The following is a 16,387-nucleotide window of genomic DNA, read 5'->3' on the forward strand; positions in this document are numbered from 1 at the left end:
TGCATGTCCGCACGCAGACACGAGTACCGAAACCGCGCACGAAACCGATTGGACACGGCCCCCTTGCGAGAATTTACCGCACGTTTTGCCACAGCCGAAGAGATTGAAAACTGGGACAAGCACGTCACGGCCAACCCCAACGGCGGCAACATGCTGCAGTCAGCCGCGTACGCGTCGGTCAAGAACGGCAGCGGCTGGAAAGTCCGCTTCCTGGTCCTCGAAAACGGTACATCTGCCAGCTACAACCTGGTGCTCGAAAAGAGCTTTCCCGTGCTGGGCCGGCTTTGGTACCTCATCAAAGGTCCCGACCTGGAGGGGCCCGCGGACCTCAGCCCGGCGCTGGAGGCCTGCGCAGCCTTCGTGCGCGGCCGGAAGCTCAACGTCTTCACCATCAAGATCGAACCGGACATCGTGGAGTCTGAAGAGGCTCAGGCGCGCCTGTTGGAAGCGGGCCTCGTCAAGGCGCCCAACATCCAGTCCAACGACTCCACTGCGTTGCTGGACATTTCCGCCCCAGAAGAAGAAGTGTTCAAGACCATCTCCTCCCGGGCACGTAACGCCATCCGCCGGGCCGAGCGGGAAGGCTGCGAAGTTGTCCGCCAGGAACACGGTCCGGAAACCTACCGGGCCCTCTACGACCTCATGGCGGACACCGTCAACGCCAAAGGCTCCATGCCGCTGCGCAGCTACGAGTATTACGCAGCCTTCTGGGACGAATTCTGCAACCGGGGCCAGGGCAACTTCTTTTTCACCTACGAAGACGGAAAACCCAGTGTGGGAGCCTTCGTCATCAATTACGGGGCCAAAGCAACCTACAAGGACGGCGGCTCCACCCAGAACCGCAAGCAGTACGGCGACTCGCACCTCGTCCAGTGGGCTGCCATCCGGCGCATGCAGGAACTGGGATGCAGGGAATACGACTTCTGCGGCACCCCGCCAGCCTCACGGATCAAGGACAAGAGCCACAATCTTTACGGGATGGGCATGTTCAAGACCAGCTTCACCAAAACCGTCACCGATTTTGTGGGCTGCCACGACTACGTTCTTTCGCCCGTGAAACACAAGCTCTGGGTCAAGGGAGCCGAGAAGGTGTTCCGCCGGATCGAAACTGCCCGCACCGGCCAGCAGTTCTACTGACCCGGAAGCCGGGGAACGCCGCCTTTCCTGTTCCGCGTCCCGCCGCCGACCCAGCCCACAGCCTGCCTCTGCCAGCCCCCATTCGTGAAGAAGGTAACCCCTTGACTGCACTTTCCGCCGCCGACCTGGAGTTCGCCGTGCTCAGCGACGCCGAATTCGAACAGTTCGCGCTGAAGCACCCACAAAACAGCTTCCTCCAGTCCCTCGACTTCACAAGGTTCCAGCGCGCCAGGGGGCAGCAGGTTGAACTCTTCGGCGTCCGCCGCGACGGTGAACTGGTAGCGGCCGGCAAGCTGAACTACACCACCACACGCCTCGGCTACACCATCTGCGAATGCGCCAAGGGCCCCCTGATGGACTACACGGACGCTGGGCTGGTGCGCGCCGTCGTCGGACTTCTCCGCAAACGCGCCGTGGAACGGAAAGCCGCCGAGCTGCGGATCTCCCCGAACCTCAAGTACATTGCCCGCGACGCCGATGGCGCGGAACACCCCGAGGTGGAGGACAACAGGCCGCTGGTGGCACAGCTGGGCGGGCTGGGCTTCCAGCACCAGGGGCTGGACATGAACTTCATCAACGTGAACTGGATGTTCATCAAGAGCCTGGAGGGCGTCCAGGACGCAGAAGAACTGATCATGGGCACCAGTTACCGGACCCGGAAGGCCATCCGCAAAGCGGAGAAAAACGGGGTCCTCCTGGAGCAGGCAACGCTGGAAACCCTGGACGAGTTCTACGGCGCCCTGAGCCGGGCCGGTGACGAAAAGGGTTTCGTCTACCGCGAACGCGCCTACTACGAACAGCTGCTCCGCACCACCTCCGCCGAGTTCACCAAACTCATGATGGCCAAGATCGACATTCCCGCCTACCGGAAATCCATTACGGACCGGCTTGCCGAGGAATCCGCCACCGCGGCGGAACTGCGCCGCGAAGTGGAAGAGACCGGCAGCAAGAAGAAGGCCAACCGGCTCAAAGTGGTCCAGGACCTGGTTGACAGCTACGAGCGCAGCCTGAAGGACATCGAACGCTTCCCGGATTCCGTCGGCGTGGCCACGGTGGCCGCCATCCACTTCGTTTGCTACGGCGACGAGGTGGTCTGCGTCATCGGCGGCACCGTGCAGGACTACATCTACTTCAACGGCGCCACGTCGCTGTACTGGGGAATGATGCTGCACGCCCTCGAAAAGGGCTACCCGCGGTACAACTTCTACGGCACGTTCGGCATCTCCGGCCAGGACGAGGAAGGCCACGGCGGCTACGAGTTCAAGAAGGGCTTCGGCGGCGAAGTGGTGCAGCTCGTCGGCGACTTTGTGATGCCCGTCCGCCCGGCTGTGTTCCGTGCCAACAAGATTGCCCGCGCGGCAGCAGGCGCCGCCCGCCTCCTGCTGGGCAAGCTGCCCCTGCGGCGCTCCGCCTGACGCGCCCGCCGGACATTCACTGCACATCACCATCACGGGAGGAGGGACCCATGACCGACCGGCCTGACTATCCCGGCGGCGGATCACCGAAAGCAACGCCGCGCACCGACGGCCTGCCCAAAACCGAGCCGCTGACTCCCTCCCAAGTACGGCAGAACGCAGCTGCCAAAAGGATGCTGCGGCGGCTGGTCCAAGGTGAGAACCCGCCCACGGCTCCCATGAGCATCGTGGACCGGCTCACCGGCAGCCCCTACGCAAACCCCATGATCCAGGTTGGCGGCGTGGACACGTCCGCCCGGAAGACCCTGGATTTTGCGCTGCACCTGGCCGAGACCATGTTCCGCTACGGTGCAGGAGCGCTCGAGGTTGAAACCAGCATCATTGCCGTCACGGCGGCGCTGGGCCTGAAGAACATCGAAGTGGACATCACCAACCAGTCGGTGGGCATCAACTACGCCCCCAAGGACCAGACGCCCATCGCGCTGCTGCGGGTGGTCCGGTCCTGGACCAACAACTATGCGGGCCTCGCGAAGGTCCATCAGCTGGTGACGGACATCGTTGCCGGGGGAGTGGGGCGCGATGAAGCGATCCGCAGGCTTGACGAGGCAATCACGAGCCCCAAGCCCTTCCCCCGGTGGATGGTGACGGCCGCGTTTGGGATTTTTGCCGCAGCGTTCGTAGCCGTGCTGGGCGGCGGGCCGGTGTCCTCCGCCATAGCGTTCGCCGTCAACATCGGAGTGAGCCTGCTGGCCCGCCAGCTGGGCCGGTGGCGGGTGCCGGACTTCTTCACCACCGCCAGCTGTTCCTTCGCCGTCACCCTGCTTGCCCTGCTCCTGTGGCAGTTTGGGCTGACAACCTCGCCAGCCATCGTGGTGGTGGGGGGAATCCTGCTGCTCCTGCCCACGGGCCGGTTGGTCTCCTCGGTGCAGGACGCCATCAACGGTTTCCCTGTAACCGCAGCGGGGCGGTTCCTTTCCACGCTTCTGACCTTTGGTGCGCTCGTGGCGGGCATCGCGGTCGCTTTTGTGGCGGGCCAGCTGACGGGCATGCAGGGCATCGATGTGACGCAGACCTTCCCGCCGGCCTACGACCTGTGGGTCCTGGTAATCCTTGTGGCAGTGGCGGTGATGGCCATCGGTGTCACGGAACAGACCACCTGGCAGCTCCTGCTTCCCACGGCGGCAGTGGGGGTCGCAGGTTACCTCGTCCTGTTGGGCGGCGGCCTGCTGGGCATCGGCGACCGGTTCTCGCCGGCCCTGGCTGCCGTGGCGATCGGCCTGCTGGCCCGGGTGGTCGCCTTGCGGATGGGCGCACCCCAGTTGGTGGTAGCAGTGCCCGCGGCACTGATCCTGCTGCCCGGCCTGACCATCTTCCGGTCGATGTATGTGCTGACCATCGAGGAGGCCGAGATCCTGCTCGGCGCCGGCGGGATGCTCAACGCCGGTGCCATAGTCCTGGGGACTGCCGGCGGGATCGTGCTGGGGGATACCTTGGCGAGGCCGCTGACCCGCAGCCTGGCCAGCAACGAGCGCCGGCGGGCCCGCCGCCGCTGACCGGGCCCGGCTGCCTAGATTTGCCCTACGGGCAGTTTCTTCTCTGCCTGGAAAGCGTCCTCAACGCGGCCCTTGGCCCAGTACCCGGACAGGGACACCTGCTTGCGTTCCAGGCCGCGCTGGACGAAAAAGACATCACGGAGCGCCTTCATGTACCCCCGCTCGCCGTGGGCAAAAACGTCCACTCTGCCGGCGGGCCAGTCAGCGGCGGCGACGGCCTGCACCAGGAGGCTGCTTTCGCCTGCCGGAACGCCACGGCGGAAGAGCCAGTGCAGTTCCAGTCCGGCCGGGGCGGCAATCGGTTGGATGTCGGCCTCGGAATCAACCTCGAGGAAAGCGGCGCCGGCCGCTTCCGCCGGGAGGGATTCGATGCAGGCGGCAATGGCCGGCAGGGCTGCCTCGTCACCGGCGAACAGGTACCAGTCAGCTTCGGGGTCCGGGTTGTACGCCCCGCCCGGGCCGGTAAAGGTCAGGGTGTCTCCCGGCTGGGCCCTCGCCGCCCAGGGCCCCGCCAGCCCTTCGTCGCCGTGGACCACAAAGTCGATGGCAAGTTCCTGTGCCCCGGTATCCACCCAGCGAAGGGTGTAGGTGCGCGTAAAAGGCCATTGTTCCCGGGGCATGATCTCGCGGATGCTCCACAGATCAAGGGGGACGGGGTACTGGACACCTGGCTGCGGGAAGACAATCTTGACGTAGCGGTCAACAAAGCCGTTGTTGACGAAATCGGCAAAACCGTCGCCGCCCGCAACAATCCGCACCATATGCGGCGCCAGTTGTTCGCGGCGCACCACCGTGAGGTTGACCTGGGGGCGGCTTTTCTTGCTGGCGCTGGTGGCGGCGGGAACAATGCTCATAAGGCAAGCCTAAGCTAGGGTACCGCCGGGAGCTCCCAGGTTACGCCGGCTGCCCCCTGCTCCCGCAGGAGCGCGTTGACGCGGCTGAAGGGTCGGGAACCAAAGAAACCCCGTGAAGCCGACAACGGGCTGGGGTGCGCGCTGGACACCGAGGGGACGCCAGGCAGCAGCGGGCGGACGCTCTCGGCGTCCTTCCCCCACAGGACCGCGACCAGAGGCAGGGGTGACCCGTCCGGTGCCCGCCGCGCGCCCAATGCCTGCACTGCCGCCGTCGTAATTTCTTCCCAGCCCTTCCTCCGGTGGGACCCTGCCGACCCTGCACGGACCGTCATCACGCGGTTCAGGAGCAGTACCCCCTGGCCGGCCCACGCAGACAGGTCGCCGTGCACCCTCGGCGGGATTCCCAGGTCTGCCTCGAGCTCGCGGTAAATGTTCGCGAGGCTCCGGGGAATGGGCCGGACGTGCGGATCCACGGAGAAGGACAGCCCCACTGGGTGCCCCGGCGTGGGGTACGGGTCCTGTCCCACAATCAGCACCTTCACCTCCGCAAGGGGCTGGCGGAAGGCTCGCAGGACGTTCGACGGCGCCGGGAGGACCTGGTGCCCGGCTGCTACTTCATCGGCGGCGAACCGAAGAACGGCGCGCAGTCCGGCGTCCACGTCCGAGAGTGCCGCGGCCCAGTCCGGTGCCATCAGCTCTGCCAGCGGAAGCCGGGCCTGGGCGGCGAAGCCCGTGGTGCCGGTCGGTTCCTGCTCCAGCTCAAACAAGGCGTCGGATTCAAACATCAGTCCATTCTTGCAGGCGGCAGGAGGCGCCGGCTGTGCCTGCGCCTCCTGCGCGGCTCAGCTACAGCGCAAATGACAATGGTGTTGTTCGTCCGTAGCATGGGGGTCAGACATTTACGTAAACCAGCTAAGGAGAGTGCGCCGTGGCGGAGCCAGCTCGGGAGCACCTGCCGGAGCAGGAACAACGGAACACCCTGTTGGCAGACTTCACGCTGCGGGAGTCGCCGCTGAGCGAGCGGGAGCAGCAGATGCTTGCCCTGGAGCGGCAGTGGTGGAAGTATGCCGGCGCCAAGGAACAGGCGATCCGGGAACTGTTCGACCTGTCCGCCACGCACTATTACCAGCTCCTCAACGCCCTGATCGACACCGAGGATGCGCTGGCGCATGACCCCATGCTGGTCAAGAGATTGCGTAGACTACGTACGTCGCGTCACCGTGCACGCACTGCACGCCGCCTGGGGTCCGACGCTTAAGACGCTCACGCTGAATCCTCAGCAGCTACACACAAGGATGTCTCTTTCCCATGACCAAATACGCCCGCGATGAATTCGACAAGGTTCCGCAGACCGCGTCGCGACAAGGTGTACACCGGACAGCATCTGCTCCGCGCCGGGTCCGTCTGTGGCCCATCCTGACCGCAGGGGTTGTTGCGCTGGCCATCGGCGTGGTTTCCTTCCTGATCCTGCCCAAGCTTGGGTTCGACGGTCCTGCCACCCAGGCGGCGTCGAGCCTGGAAGCAGCACCGCTGGCCGAAACCGGTCCGACCCCTTCCGCTGCGCCGGACACGTCAGCAAGTCCCTCCATCGAGCCGGAGCCTTCGTCCTCTTCCGAACCGGATGCAGCGGGCAACGAGACTCCGTCCAGCCCACAGCCCACCATTCAAACGGCAGTGGTGGACAAAACCCAGGCCGTGGCCGTGTACAACGCTGCGGGAATTGCCGGGCTGGCAAGCCGTGTGGGGGGAACCGTGCAGTCGGACGGTTGGACGCTGGGCCAGGTAGGCAACTGGGCAGGGGCGCCGCAGCAGGGCTCCGTCATCTTCTACGCGGGAGCAGCGCAGGAGGCCAGTGCGCAAGCTCTCGCTGAACTCCTGGGCGTTCCGGCCGTAGTGGAGAGTGCCGAATTCCAGGTTCCCCTGGTGGTGGTTCTCGGCCCCGGATACCAGTAGCGCCGGGCTTCCCAACAAACACTTACGTCACATCCTCCCCCGCCAGGGCCAGGGGTTACGCCTGAATAACGTTTGCCGCCGGCCATGCAGTGCCCCGGCGCTGCCGGTGCGCATTGGCTAAAGTGAATTCCGGGCTTCGAGTCACGGCGGCACCGGCGGAACACCCCGCACCTAACGGAAAGAGTGGTCATCATGGCACGAGGAACCGTCAAATGGTTCAACGCGGAAAAGGGCTACGGCTTCATCACCGTTGACGGCTCCGGGGACGACATCTTTGTCCACTGGTCCGCCATCCAGGGTGAGGGCTACCGTGCGCTGGATGAAGGCCAGCGTGTGGAACTTGAAGTCGGCGAAGGCGAGAAAGGCCCGCAGGCCGAAAGCGTCCGGCCGGCCGAGTGAAGCACCCGTTTTCTTCCGCTGCCGCCATCCGCCCGTTGTTCGCCGCAGCCCTCTGCGGCACGCTGGCCCTGACCGCCTGCTCCGGAGTGACTGGAAATGCGCGCACGGAGCCGGCGGAGGCCTCGGGGGACGGCACGCTAAGGGTTGGCCTGATCCTGGACAACACCGGTGCCAACGGCTTTCTGAACGGTCCCCAACGGGCGGCCGCCAAGCTCGCCGTCAAGGAGATCAACGCCGCCGGCGGGCACAAGGGCCGTCAGGTGGAACTCCTGCCTGTTGAAGCCGGCGTGGACACAGCGTCCCAGGCGCAGGCGCTGGTCCAGGCCAAGGCGGATGTAGTCATCGGCCCCACGGACTCCAGCCATGCCGCTGCGGCCGTCGATATCCTCTCCAGGGCGCGGACTCCGCTGATCTCCCCTGCCAACACCGCGGCCGCGCTCAGCAGCATTGCCAGCGGCGGATACTACTTCCGGACGGCCGCCGCCGACGTCGCGCAGGGACCCGTGCTGGCCAAGCTCGCCAAGGACGCCGGAGCCGCCACCATCTCGGTCCTGTACCAGGAAGGCTCCTACGGCAAGGACGTTTCGGCGGCTGTTTCCGCTGCAGCCAAACAGGCCGGACTGGACGTGGCAGCCAGCGGGGAGTTCACGCCGGGCGAGGCGGGCGAAGCCGCCCGTGAGGCAGGGGAAGCCAAAGCCGATGCGGTGATCCTGATAGCCCGTGACGGCGCCCAGGGTGCCCTCGCTGAACTGAACAATGCCGGAATTGCCGGCTCACGCATCATTCTCAGTGACGGCGCCTTCGCGCGGTACGGGTCCAAGCTCGGTGCCAAGGCGCTGGACGGCGCCCGCGCGGTGGTCCCCGGGCAGCTTCCCTCTGCCGGTTTCCAGGAGCGGCTGCTGGCCGTGGACGGCAAACTAAAGGATGTTTCGTTCGCCGCGGAAACGTACGACGCCGTCACCCTTGCCGCCCTCGCGGCTGCCAACGCAGAGGATGATGCCGGGCGCTCGATCGCCGCCAACCTGGTCAGCGTGTCCGGCGGGACTGCGGGTGCTTCCAGTGCTTCGGGTGCACCGCGTGCTTCCGGGGCGATCCTGGCGCCAGCGGGGTGTCCCTCCTACAAAGAGTGCCTGGGCGGCCTCAGGGCCGGGACAGGCATCAATTACGACGGCGAATCAGGCCCTGTCGCGTTCGACGCCAACGGTGACATCACCTCAGCCACCTTCACGGTCTTCACGTATGGCGCCGACAACATTCCCACGGCCACCGGCGTAGAAACGGCAGGCCGCGCCGCCGGCTGATCGCCCTCGGCGAAGACGCCCCCGCCAGGGCGCTTTGCGCTGCTTATTCGCTTGCACTCTCACGTGGGGAGTGCTAATTATTGAGTTAGCACTCTGACGTACCGACTGCTAGCAAAGCGTGGCTTCTGCCAGCGGCGCCGGCACCGGTCGAGGAGCGAAGAAACACCTAACTGGAGTGAGACCCTCACCCGAAGGCATACAGAGGCCGCCGGCAACGGGTCGTCCGTCGCGGGCACTGCAGCGAAGGTTCATTCTTAACGACTGTCCCGAAAGGACTACTGCCGTTATGGCCAAGATCATTGCATTTGATGAAGAGGCACGCCGCGGCCTTGAGCGGGGCCTGAACATCCTCGCCGACGCCGTTAAGGTCACCCTCGGCCCGCGTGGACGCAACGTCGTCCTCGAAAAGAAGTGGGGCGCCCCCACGATCACCAACGATGGTGTTTCCATCGCCAAGGAGATCGAGCTGGACGATCCTTACGAGAAGATCGGCGCCGAGCTGGTCAAGGAAGTTGCCAAGAAGACTGACGACGTTGCTGGCGACGGCACCACCACGGCTACCGTGCTGGCACAGGCCCTGGTCAAGGAAGGCCTGCGCAACGTTGCCGCCGGCGCCGACCCGCTGTCCCTCAAGCGCGGCATCGAGAAGGCCGTTGACGCCGTCACCGCCGAACTGCTGAACTCCGCCAAGGAAATCGAAACCAAGGAAGAGATCGCGGCAACCGCCTCCATCTCCGCCGGTGACGACGAAATTGGTGCGCTGATCGCCGAAGCCCTGGACAAGGTGGGCAAGGAAGGCGTCATCACGGTCGAGGAGTCCAACACCTTCGGCCTGGAGCTCGAGCTCACCGAAGGCATGCGCTTCGACAAGGGCTACATCTCCGCCTACTTCGTCACGGACACTGAGCGCCAGGAAACGGTCCTCGAGGATCCGTACATCCTGATCGTCAACTCCAAGATCTCCAACGTCAAGGAACTGGTTGCTGTCCTGGAAAAGGTCATGCAGTCCAACAAGCCGCTGCTGATCATCGCTGAGGACATCGAGGGCGAGGCCCTGGCCACCCTGATCGTCAACAAGATCCGCGGCACCTTCAAGTCCGTCGCCGTCAAGGCTCCGGGCTTCGGCGACCGCCGCAAGGCACAGCTTGCCGACATCGCCGTCCTCACCGGCGGCCAGGTCATTTCCGAGGAAGTGGGCCTCAAGCTGGAAAACGCCGGCCTGGAACTCCTGGGCCAGGCCCGCAAGGTTGTTGTCACCAAGGACGAGACCACCATCGTTGAAGGTGCCGGCGACGCCGACCAGATCGCGGGCCGGGTGTCCCAGATCCGCGCCGAGATCGAGAACTCGGACTCCGACTACGACCGCGAGAAGCTGCAGGAACGCCTGGCCAAGCTGGCCGGCGGCGTTGCAGTCATCAAGGCCGGTGCTGCCACCGAGGTTGAGCTCAAGGAACGCAAGCACCGCATCGAGGACGCAGTCCGCAATGCCAAGGCTGCAGTTGAAGAAGGCATTGTTGCCGGTGGCGGCGTGGCCCTGATCCAGGCCGGAGCCAAGGCATTCGCCAACCTTCAGCTGTCCGGCGACGAAGCAACCGGGGCGAACATCGTCCGCGTTGCCATCGACGCTCCGCTGAAGCAGATCGCCTTCAACGCAGGCCTCGAGCCGGGCGTGGTTGTGGACAAGGTCCGCGGCCTGCCCGCAGGCCACGGCCTGAACGCAGCAACCGGCGAGTACGTCGACCTGCTGGCTGCCGGCGTCAACGATCCCGTCAAGGTAACCCGCTCTGCCCTGCAGAACGCGGCTTCCATCGCCGGCCTGTTCCTCACCACCGAAGCAGTGGTGGCTGACAAGCCCGAGAAGAACGCTGCCCCCGCAGGCGGAGACGACATGGGCGGCATGGGCGGCATGGGCGGCTTCTAAGCCTTCCATGCCGGGACCTGTCCCGCTGCACACAAATGCGGCCCCCTCCGGAGAGGGGGCCGCATTTGTGTTTACCGCGGGCTGTTACTACTTGGCGCTGGCCAGCATCCCTTCAACTTCCTTCTTGAAGGCTTCAGCTGCGGCCTGGGGGGTAAGGCGGTCATAGAGGACCTCATCGGTGTAGCGCTTGATGACGTTCTGCACGCTGCCTGCGCCCACCGGCGGGACCGGTGGCGCCTCCTTGATATCGGGGGCAATGTCCTTCAGGAAACCCACCACCGTGGTATCGGCAGGCTTCAGGGACGGCGTGATGCTTTCAACGATGTCCGTGTTGGTAGGCACGCCGCGGTCCGTCATCAGGATTGCCCCGGCCTCCGGGCTGTTGGCCAGGTAGTTGATGAAGGTGGAAGCTGCTTCCGGGTGCTTGGAGCGTGACGAGGCGGACCAGAACATGGTGGGCTTGTAGTACATCCCGTTCTCAGCCGCTGAGCCGTCGATGCTGGGTGCCCGGAGCATCTTGATGCTGCTCCCGGTGGTGGATTCGAGGGATCCGAGCTGGTTGGTCCACCACCACGCCATGCCCACCCTGTTGGTGCCGAAGAGGCTTTCCTCGAGCCCGGCGCCGGAGTCTTCTGTGGCCACCGTGGCCGGTGGGCTTGCCTTGGAATCGCGCTGTTCCTTCAGCCGCTCCCAGAAGGATGCTGCGGTGGCGGTATCGAAGTCGAGCTTGCCGTCCTGGGAATACAGGTTTTCCCCATGCTGGCGCAGCCAGATGATCAGGTCTGCTTCATTGCTGCCGTACGCGGCGCCGTAGTTCTTGCCGTCTCCGGCGGCGCTGATCTTCGAGGCTGTTTCCATGAATTCGTCCCAGGTCCAGGTGGTGTCATCCGGGATGGGAACATTCGCAGCTTCGAAGACCTTGGTGTTGGCCATGATGACGTAGGCATTCTGGCCGGTGCTGAGTCCGTACTGGGCACCGTCATACTGGCCCGAGGCCAGTGCTTCCTTATCAAGTTTGGAAGTATCGATGCCTTCCTGCTTGGACAGGTCAAGGAGCGCCCCGCGCCCGCCGTATTCAGCGATGTACTTCTGGTCCATCTGGATAACGTCCGGCGCATCGTTGGCCGCAGTCTTGGTGGCAAGCTTGTCCCAATAGCTGCCCCACTCGCCGGGCTCAGACTCAATCTTGATGTTCGGGTGTTCCGCCTCGAAGGCGTCGATCACCTTTTCGGTCTGGGCGTTGAGGTACTCGTTTCCCCACCAGGCAAACCTGAGGGTTACTTCCTCGTTGCTCTCCGAGCCTGAAGAGGTGCCGCAGCCTGTGGCGAGGAGGGAAAGCGCAACTGCTGCTGCGCCGAGCTGGAATTTCCTCCGGCTGAGGGTTGGGATCGTCATTGATGTGCCTTCCTGGTGCTGAGGGCGCTTCCCGTCGGCTGCCGCTGCATCTGTGTACATCGGGCGAATGAGAAAACGCTTTCTCGTTTCAATACAGCGATTCTGCCTGTCCCGCTCCGTCCGCGTCAAGTACTTTTGGTAACCGCTTTCCAGGCGATGGCCGGGGCCGGTCTCCGGTTTGTCATGGCCGTCTGGCAGGATGGACCGGTGACGATAACTGCAGCGGCTGACGGCTCGGCCTTGGGAAACCCCGGTCCGGCCGGCTGGGCCTGGTATGTGAATGACGACTGCTGGCGTGCGGGCGGGTGGCCCCATGGGACAAACAACCAGGGCGAACTGATGGCGGTCCTGGACCTGTTGCGCGCCACGGCCCACCTTCCCCAGGAGGACCTTCACATCCTGTGTGACAGCCAGTACGTCATCAATTCGATTACCAAGTGGATGCCGGGGTGGAAGCGGAAGGGCTGGCGCAAAGCCGACGGCAAGCCGGTCCTCAATGTGGACCTCCTCAAGGAACTGGACCGGGAGCTTGCCGGCCGGAAGTACACCTTCGAGTGGGTGAAGGGGCATGCCGGGCATGACCTGAACGAGGCCGCCGACGAACGTGCCAGGGCCGCCGCAACGGCCTACCAGCAGGGCGTGGCTGCCCGTTCAGGGCCAGGATATCCCGGGGCCCACCATGCCCACCCGGCGCCGGCAAAGCAGGAAGCCCGAAGCGCACCGCTGCAACCAGAAAAACAGGCAGTGGCCTACGAGGAACCGGACCTGTTCAGCCAGCTGGATAACCGCGGGTTCGATGAGCCTGGGACTGCCGCAAAAGCAGCTGAAGCCCCGCCTGAGGCCATCGTGGAGGAACTTGAACGAGAGCTGCTGGGGCCGCTGGTTCGCGGGGATATCGGCCGGACAGCGGTCCTGCTCCACCCCGACTTCACGGAGATCGGCAGTTCGGGCAGGATGTGGACCCGGGACGCCATGATGATGGCCCTCGAGGAGGACCCTGGCGAGCGTACGGACATTGAGATCCTGGACGCGGAACGCATCGGTGCGGAGGCGGTCCTCCTTACCTACCGCAGCTATGCACGCTCCGGCACCACTCTGCGAAGCTCACTGTGGGTGCTGGATGGCGGCCGGTGGCGGCTGCGGTTCCACCAGGGCACACCCGAAGCCTAGCCACCGCTCAGCTGAACCGCTGGGTATTCCCCTGCTCCGCCTGCGCGTAGGTTGCCGCTGCTGAGGCAAGCGCCGTGTTGATGGATGCAAGTGAGGCTTCCACCCGTCCCTGCGTAAGGGTCCATTCAGTGATGAGTGCCTGGAAGTTTGTGGCGGCAGAGCCCCGCCACGAACCCTGGAGTTCGTCCAGGCCTCGTTTCATGGCCTGGACGTCGGCGCTGATTCTGTCCACCGTGGCCTGGACGCTGGCGGACTTCAGCTGAAGGAGTTCGGTATCGACCGAGATGATGCTCATGGTGGTGCCTCTCGCTGTGCGGCAACTTGCGCCTGCGGGCCCGGCCGGTCCGGCCCCTTGCCCTCGAGCGTAGGTAAACTGCACCGGACGCTTCCACCGCCGGCGGCTATATGTGCATAACTTCGCCGCCGTTGCCCTTCTTCTCGTCCACGCGGTCCGCTGCCATGCGGCTCTCATTCACGCCCATTCCCGAATCCGGAACGTCGTCACGCTGCGGGAGGCTGACCACAAGGGTGGCGCCGCCGCCGTCGGTCTTTTCAACCCGAACGCTGCCGCCGTGGGAGCCCACGATCGCGGCAACGATGGCGAGTCCCAGCCCGCTGCCTCCCGTGTCCCGCGTCCTGGACGTGTCCGCCCGGTAGAACCGCTCGAAGACCTTGGACGCGTCTTCTTCCGAGATGCCCGGACCATGGTCCCGAACTTCGATGACGGAGCGAAGCTGCCCGTCTTCCGCCGGCCGGACCCCCACCGCCAGCTCGATGGGGCTGCCCTCCGGGGTGTAACGCAGGGCGTTGCCCACCAGGTTGCCTACTACCTGGCGGAGCTTGGCTTCGTCGCCTAGGGCGGGGGCCGGTGTGGCGGGACCGCCGTCGAGCCCCGTCAGCGAAATCACGCGGGAGCGGTCGCTGGCCTGGGTATCCACTACGGCGTCGTGCGCAATGAGCTGCAGGTCCACGGGCTTTTGCTGCAGCGGACGCTGCTCATCAAGGCGGGCCAGCAGCAGCAGGTCCTCCACCATCGAACCCATGCGCTTGGCTTCGCTTTCGATCCTCCCCATGGCAGTGGACACGTCCTCCTCCGTGGCCAGCGCACCATGCCGGTACAGCTCGGAGAAACCTCTGATGGTCACCAGCGGGGTCCGCAGCTCGTGGGAGGCATCGGCCGCGAACCGCCGCATCCTCGCCTCCGACGCAGTGCGTGCCGCGAAGGCTGTTTCGATATGGGCGAGCATGGCATTCAATGACCTGCTCAGCCGCCCCAGCTCGGTGCCGGGGTTTTCGACCTCCACGCGGCGGGAGAGATCGCCCGCGGCGATTGCAGCCGCGGTCTTTTCCACCCGGGCAAGGGGCCGGAAGGAACGGGAGACGGTCCAGCTTGCAATGAGGGATGCGAGCAGCAGCGTCAGCAGACCCACTCCAGTCACCACCAGGGTGGCGTGCTTGAGGACGTCGTCCACGCTCCGCAGGGGCAGTCCGATGGCCACCACTGCAGTCGTCTGGCCGTTCTGGACGGGTACGGCGACCACCCGCCAGTTCTCGCCGTCCGTGCCGCGCACCTGGTAGGGGACCGCCCCGCGTGCCTGGGCCTGCTCCACAGAGATGGAGCTGATGTCCGGGCGGTTGTCCACATCGCCGCCGAACGGATACGGGTCTTCGCCCGGGGCGAAGAGAATCAGCGAATAATCTGTGGGGACCATTGGGTTGGTGGGAGCCTGCAGGGGCGTAAAGGAGCGCTGTTTCCGGGCCAGGTCAACAGCTGCATACAGCTTGTCGTCCACCTGCGCCTGCAGGTAACTGTGCAGCAGCGCCAACGTTCCAGCTCCGGTCACCGTCAGGGCAACTATCAGCAGCGCCATGATCATGGCCACCAGCTGCGTCCTCAGGGACGCCGACTTCCATCGCTGCAGCAAGGTCAGCGCTTTTCTGCCGTCCGGAGCACGTAGCCCACGCCGCGCTTGGTCTGGATCAGCGCGGGGGCGTCGGGATCGATGTCTACCTTCCGCCGAAGGTAGGAAATGTACGACTCCACGATGGAGGCGTCACCGTTGAAGTTGTACTCCCAGACGTGGTCCAGGATCTGCGACTTGGAGAGCACCCGGTTGGGGTTGAGCATGAGGTAGCGGAGCAGCTTGAACTCGGTGGGGGAGAGCTCGATGACGGTGCCGCCGCGGCGTACCTCGTGGGCGTCGTCGTCGAGCTCAAGGTCGTCCACGCGGATCACGGCGTCGTCATCCACCATCGGCTGCGTCCGCCGCAGGACAGCCCGGATCCGGGCCACCACCTCATCGAGGCTGAAGGGTTTGGTGACGTAGTCATCCCCGCCGACAGTGAGCCCGGTGACCTTGTCCTCGGTGTCGTCCTTGGCGGTGAGGAACAAGACAGGGAAGTGTTTCCCCGCGGCGCGGAGCCGGCGGGTAACGGTGAACCCATCCATGTCAGGGAGCATGACATCCAGCACGGCCAGGTCCGGGGCGTGGGCATCCGCGGCGGCAAGGGCGTCACGCCCGTTGGACGCCGAAACGACGTCGAATCCGGCAAACCGCAGCGAGGTGGAGAGCAGCTCGCGGATGTTGGGTTCGTCGTCGACAACGAGGAGCTTCGCTTCTGGACCGTTCTTGTTCATGCTTCCATCATGCTCCCAGACTCTGGGAGTTGTCTGGACGTTGGATGGAAGCCCGATGGGGAAAGCCGAGGCCTACCAGCCCATGGTCCCCGGTTCGCCCTTGAACGGGCCGGCTACCCGGTCAGTGATCCAGCCGCCGTAGAAGCCCCCTGCCTGCGGACGGACACGCTCGCCCTCCACTTCGCAGTAGTCCATCCTGCCCGTGTACACGGCCACCCGGTCAGCCAGTGCCTCATACCCCTTTGCTGGCTCCGGGTAGAACCACGCTGCTGCTTCAGCCACCGCCCCGCCCCCTCGGACAGTGAGGTAGTGCGCCGTGCCTTTGAACTCGCAAAAGCTGGTTCCGGGTGCGGGCGCCAAAGCTCCCGGCCGAAACGCCGAGCGGGGCAGGTAGTAGACCGGCGGGTGGCTGGTTTCGAGGACCCGGAGCGAGTCAACGGTGTCGAGGATCAGTTCGCCGCCCAGGACGATGCGGATCCGTTCGGTCCCCGGCTCGACGCGCGGGGGCCGGGGGTAGTCCCACGCGGATTCCTGTCCGGGACGGGGCACATCGGGGGTAACGTTGCGGCGCATGCCTCCAGTGTGCCCGACGGGAACCCAAAACAGAGTGAGAACGTTCCGTGCTGCACTCCTTCCGCCCGGTGCAGCACG

At 65.0% G+C, this 16,387-nt stretch carries 16 protein-coding genes; 9 read left to right on the forward strand and 7 right to left on the reverse strand.

The genetic code is table 11. From position 1 onward, the window contains the following. The first annotated feature begins 3 nt into the window (after positions 1 to 3). The 3 genes from ABRP28_RS19695 (at position 4) to ABRP28_RS19705 (ending at position 4,105) form a co-directional block, all read left to right on the forward strand. A complete protein-coding gene (locus tag ABRP28_RS19695; protein ID WP_350004898.1) occupies positions 4 to 1,137 on the forward strand; it encodes a peptidoglycan bridge formation glycyltransferase FemA/FemB family protein in 1,134 nt (377 codons plus the stop codon). Between the two features lie 101 nt (positions 1,138 to 1,238). Next, positions 1,239 to 2,552, forward strand: a complete 1,314-nt coding sequence (locus ABRP28_RS19700) for a peptidoglycan bridge formation glycyltransferase FemA/FemB family protein (RefSeq protein WP_374152898.1) — start codon at positions 1,239 to 1,241, stop codon at positions 2,550 to 2,552. A gap of 50 nt (positions 2,553 to 2,602) precedes the next feature. Then, complete coding sequence (locus ABRP28_RS19705; protein WP_350004896.1) at positions 2,603 to 4,105, forward strand: threonine/serine exporter family protein; 1,503 nt, start codon at positions 2,603 to 2,605, stop codon at positions 4,103 to 4,105. Between the two features lie 14 nt (positions 4,106 to 4,119). Here ABRP28_RS19705 and ABRP28_RS19710 read toward each other — a convergent pair whose 3' ends face one another. Together ABRP28_RS19710 and ABRP28_RS19715 are read right to left on the reverse strand one after the other, a co-directional pair. Then, positions 4,120 to 4,959, reverse strand: coding sequence for a siderophore-interacting protein (locus tag ABRP28_RS19710; RefSeq protein ID WP_350004894.1), 840 nt, complete (start codon positions 4,957 to 4,959; stop codon positions 4,120 to 4,122). A gap of 14 nt (positions 4,960 to 4,973) precedes the next feature. After that, positions 4,974 to 5,744 carry a uracil-DNA glycosylase gene (locus ABRP28_RS19715; RefSeq protein ID WP_350004893.1) on the reverse strand — a complete coding sequence of 257 codons (771 nt, stop codon included), beginning with the start codon at positions 5,742 to 5,744 and terminating at the stop codon, positions 4,974 to 4,976. A gap of 143 nt (positions 5,745 to 5,887) precedes the next feature. On the opposite strand from ABRP28_RS19715, the gene ABRP28_RS19720 reads away from it, so the two are divergent. From ABRP28_RS19720 to groL, 5 genes are all read left to right on the forward strand, one after another. Next, a complete protein-coding gene (locus ABRP28_RS19720; RefSeq protein ID WP_350004891.1) occupies positions 5,888 to 6,217 on the forward strand; it encodes a DUF3263 domain-containing protein in 330 nt (109 codons plus the stop codon). Between the two features lie 50 nt (positions 6,218 to 6,267). Beyond that, entirely contained in the window at positions 6,268 to 6,912 is a 645-nt protein-coding gene (locus ABRP28_RS19725) for a LytR C-terminal domain-containing protein (protein WP_350004889.1), read from the forward strand. Between the two features lie 192 nt (positions 6,913 to 7,104). Next, entirely contained in the window at positions 7,105 to 7,311 is a 207-nt protein-coding gene (locus ABRP28_RS19730; protein WP_146031895.1) for a cold-shock protein, read from the forward strand. Further along, positions 7,308 to 8,612, forward strand: a complete 1,305-nt coding sequence (locus ABRP28_RS19735; RefSeq protein ID WP_350004887.1) for an ABC transporter substrate-binding protein — start codon at positions 7,308 to 7,310, stop codon at positions 8,610 to 8,612. Before ABRP28_RS19730 ends, ABRP28_RS19735 begins: the two co-directional genes overlap by 4 nt. Positions 8,613 to 8,898: 286 nt before the next feature. Further along, the gene (gene groL, locus ABRP28_RS19740) at positions 8,899 to 10,533 is read left to right on the forward strand and encodes a chaperonin GroEL (RefSeq protein ID WP_142030283.1); all 1,635 of its coding nucleotides are present in this window, start codon (positions 8,899 to 8,901) and stop codon (positions 10,531 to 10,533) included. Between the two features lie 87 nt (positions 10,534 to 10,620). Here the strand turns inward: groL and ABRP28_RS19745 are convergent, their stop codons facing one another. Continuing rightward, the gene (locus tag ABRP28_RS19745; protein WP_350004885.1) at positions 10,621 to 11,928 is read right to left on the reverse strand and encodes a sugar ABC transporter substrate-binding protein; all 1,308 of its coding nucleotides are present in this window, start codon (positions 11,926 to 11,928) and stop codon (positions 10,621 to 10,623) included. A gap of 207 nt (positions 11,929 to 12,135) precedes the next feature. On the opposite strand from ABRP28_RS19745, the gene ABRP28_RS19750 reads away from it, so the two are divergent. Then, complete coding sequence (locus ABRP28_RS19750; protein WP_350004884.1) at positions 12,136 to 13,098, forward strand: ribonuclease HI family protein; 963 nt, start codon at positions 12,136 to 12,138, stop codon at positions 13,096 to 13,098. 7 nt (positions 13,099 to 13,105) lie between these two features. Here the strand turns inward: ABRP28_RS19750 and ABRP28_RS19755 are convergent, their stop codons facing one another. From ABRP28_RS19755 to ABRP28_RS19770, 4 genes are all read right to left on the reverse strand, one after another. Next, complete coding sequence (locus tag ABRP28_RS19755) at positions 13,106 to 13,393, reverse strand: WXG100 family type VII secretion target (protein ID WP_350004883.1); 288 nt, start codon at positions 13,391 to 13,393, stop codon at positions 13,106 to 13,108. 106 nt (positions 13,394 to 13,499) lie between these two features. Continuing rightward, a complete protein-coding gene (locus ABRP28_RS19760) occupies positions 13,500 to 15,023 on the reverse strand; it encodes a HAMP domain-containing sensor histidine kinase (RefSeq protein ID WP_350004881.1) in 1,524 nt (507 codons plus the stop codon). A gap of 2 nt (positions 15,024 to 15,025) precedes the next feature. After that, a complete protein-coding gene (locus ABRP28_RS19765; protein ID WP_350004879.1) occupies positions 15,026 to 15,736 on the reverse strand; it encodes a response regulator transcription factor in 711 nt (236 codons plus the stop codon). Positions 15,737 to 15,808: 72 nt separating this feature from the next. After that, positions 15,809 to 16,309 (reverse strand): DUF427 domain-containing protein, encoded by a 501-nt coding sequence (locus tag ABRP28_RS19770; protein WP_350004877.1) that lies wholly within the window; start codon positions 16,307 to 16,309, stop codon positions 15,809 to 15,811. Positions 16,310 to 16,387 lie beyond the last annotated feature (78 nt).

The organism is Pseudarthrobacter sp. WHRI 8279, from assembly GCF_040224115.2.
GTDB lineage: Bacteria > Actinomycetota > Actinomycetes > Actinomycetales > Micrococcaceae > Arthrobacter.

Bases quoted from the DNA above. Each gene is read 5' to 3' on its own strand.
- ABRP28_RS19730 (WP_146031895.1), top strand. From the start codon at position 7,105: ATGGCACGAGGAACCGTCAAATGGTTCAACGCGGAAAAGGGCTACGGC.
- ABRP28_RS19745 (WP_350004885.1), bottom strand. From the start codon at position 11,928: ATGACGATCCCAACCCTCAGCCGGAGGAAATTCCAGCTCGGCGCAGCA.
- ABRP28_RS19770 (WP_350004877.1), bottom strand. From the start codon at position 16,309: ATGCGCCGCAACGTTACCCCCGATGTGCCCCGTCCCGGACAGGAATCC.
- ABRP28_RS19695 (WP_350004898.1), top strand. From the start codon at position 4: ATGTCCGCACGCAGACACGAGTACCGAAACCGCGCACGAAACCGATTG.
- ABRP28_RS19710 (WP_350004894.1), bottom strand. From the start codon at position 4,959: ATGAGCATTGTTCCCGCCGCCACCAGCGCCAGCAAGAAAAGCCGCCCC.
- ABRP28_RS19755 (WP_350004883.1), bottom strand. From the start codon at position 13,393: ATGAGCATCATCTCGGTCGATACCGAACTCCTTCAGCTGAAGTCCGCC.
- ABRP28_RS19765 (WP_350004879.1), bottom strand. From the start codon at position 15,736: ATGAACAAGAACGGTCCAGAAGCGAAGCTCCTCGTTGTCGACGACGAA.
- ABRP28_RS19725 (WP_350004889.1), top strand. From the start codon at position 6,268: ATGACCAAATACGCCCGCGATGAATTCGACAAGGTTCCGCAGACCGCG.
- groL (WP_142030283.1), top strand. From the start codon at position 8,899: ATGGCCAAGATCATTGCATTTGATGAAGAGGCACGCCGCGGCCTTGAG.
- ABRP28_RS19715 (WP_350004893.1), bottom strand. From the start codon at position 5,744: ATGTTTGAATCCGACGCCTTGTTTGAGCTGGAGCAGGAACCGACCGGC.
- ABRP28_RS19705 (WP_350004896.1), top strand. From the start codon at position 2,603: ATGACCGACCGGCCTGACTATCCCGGCGGCGGATCACCGAAAGCAACG.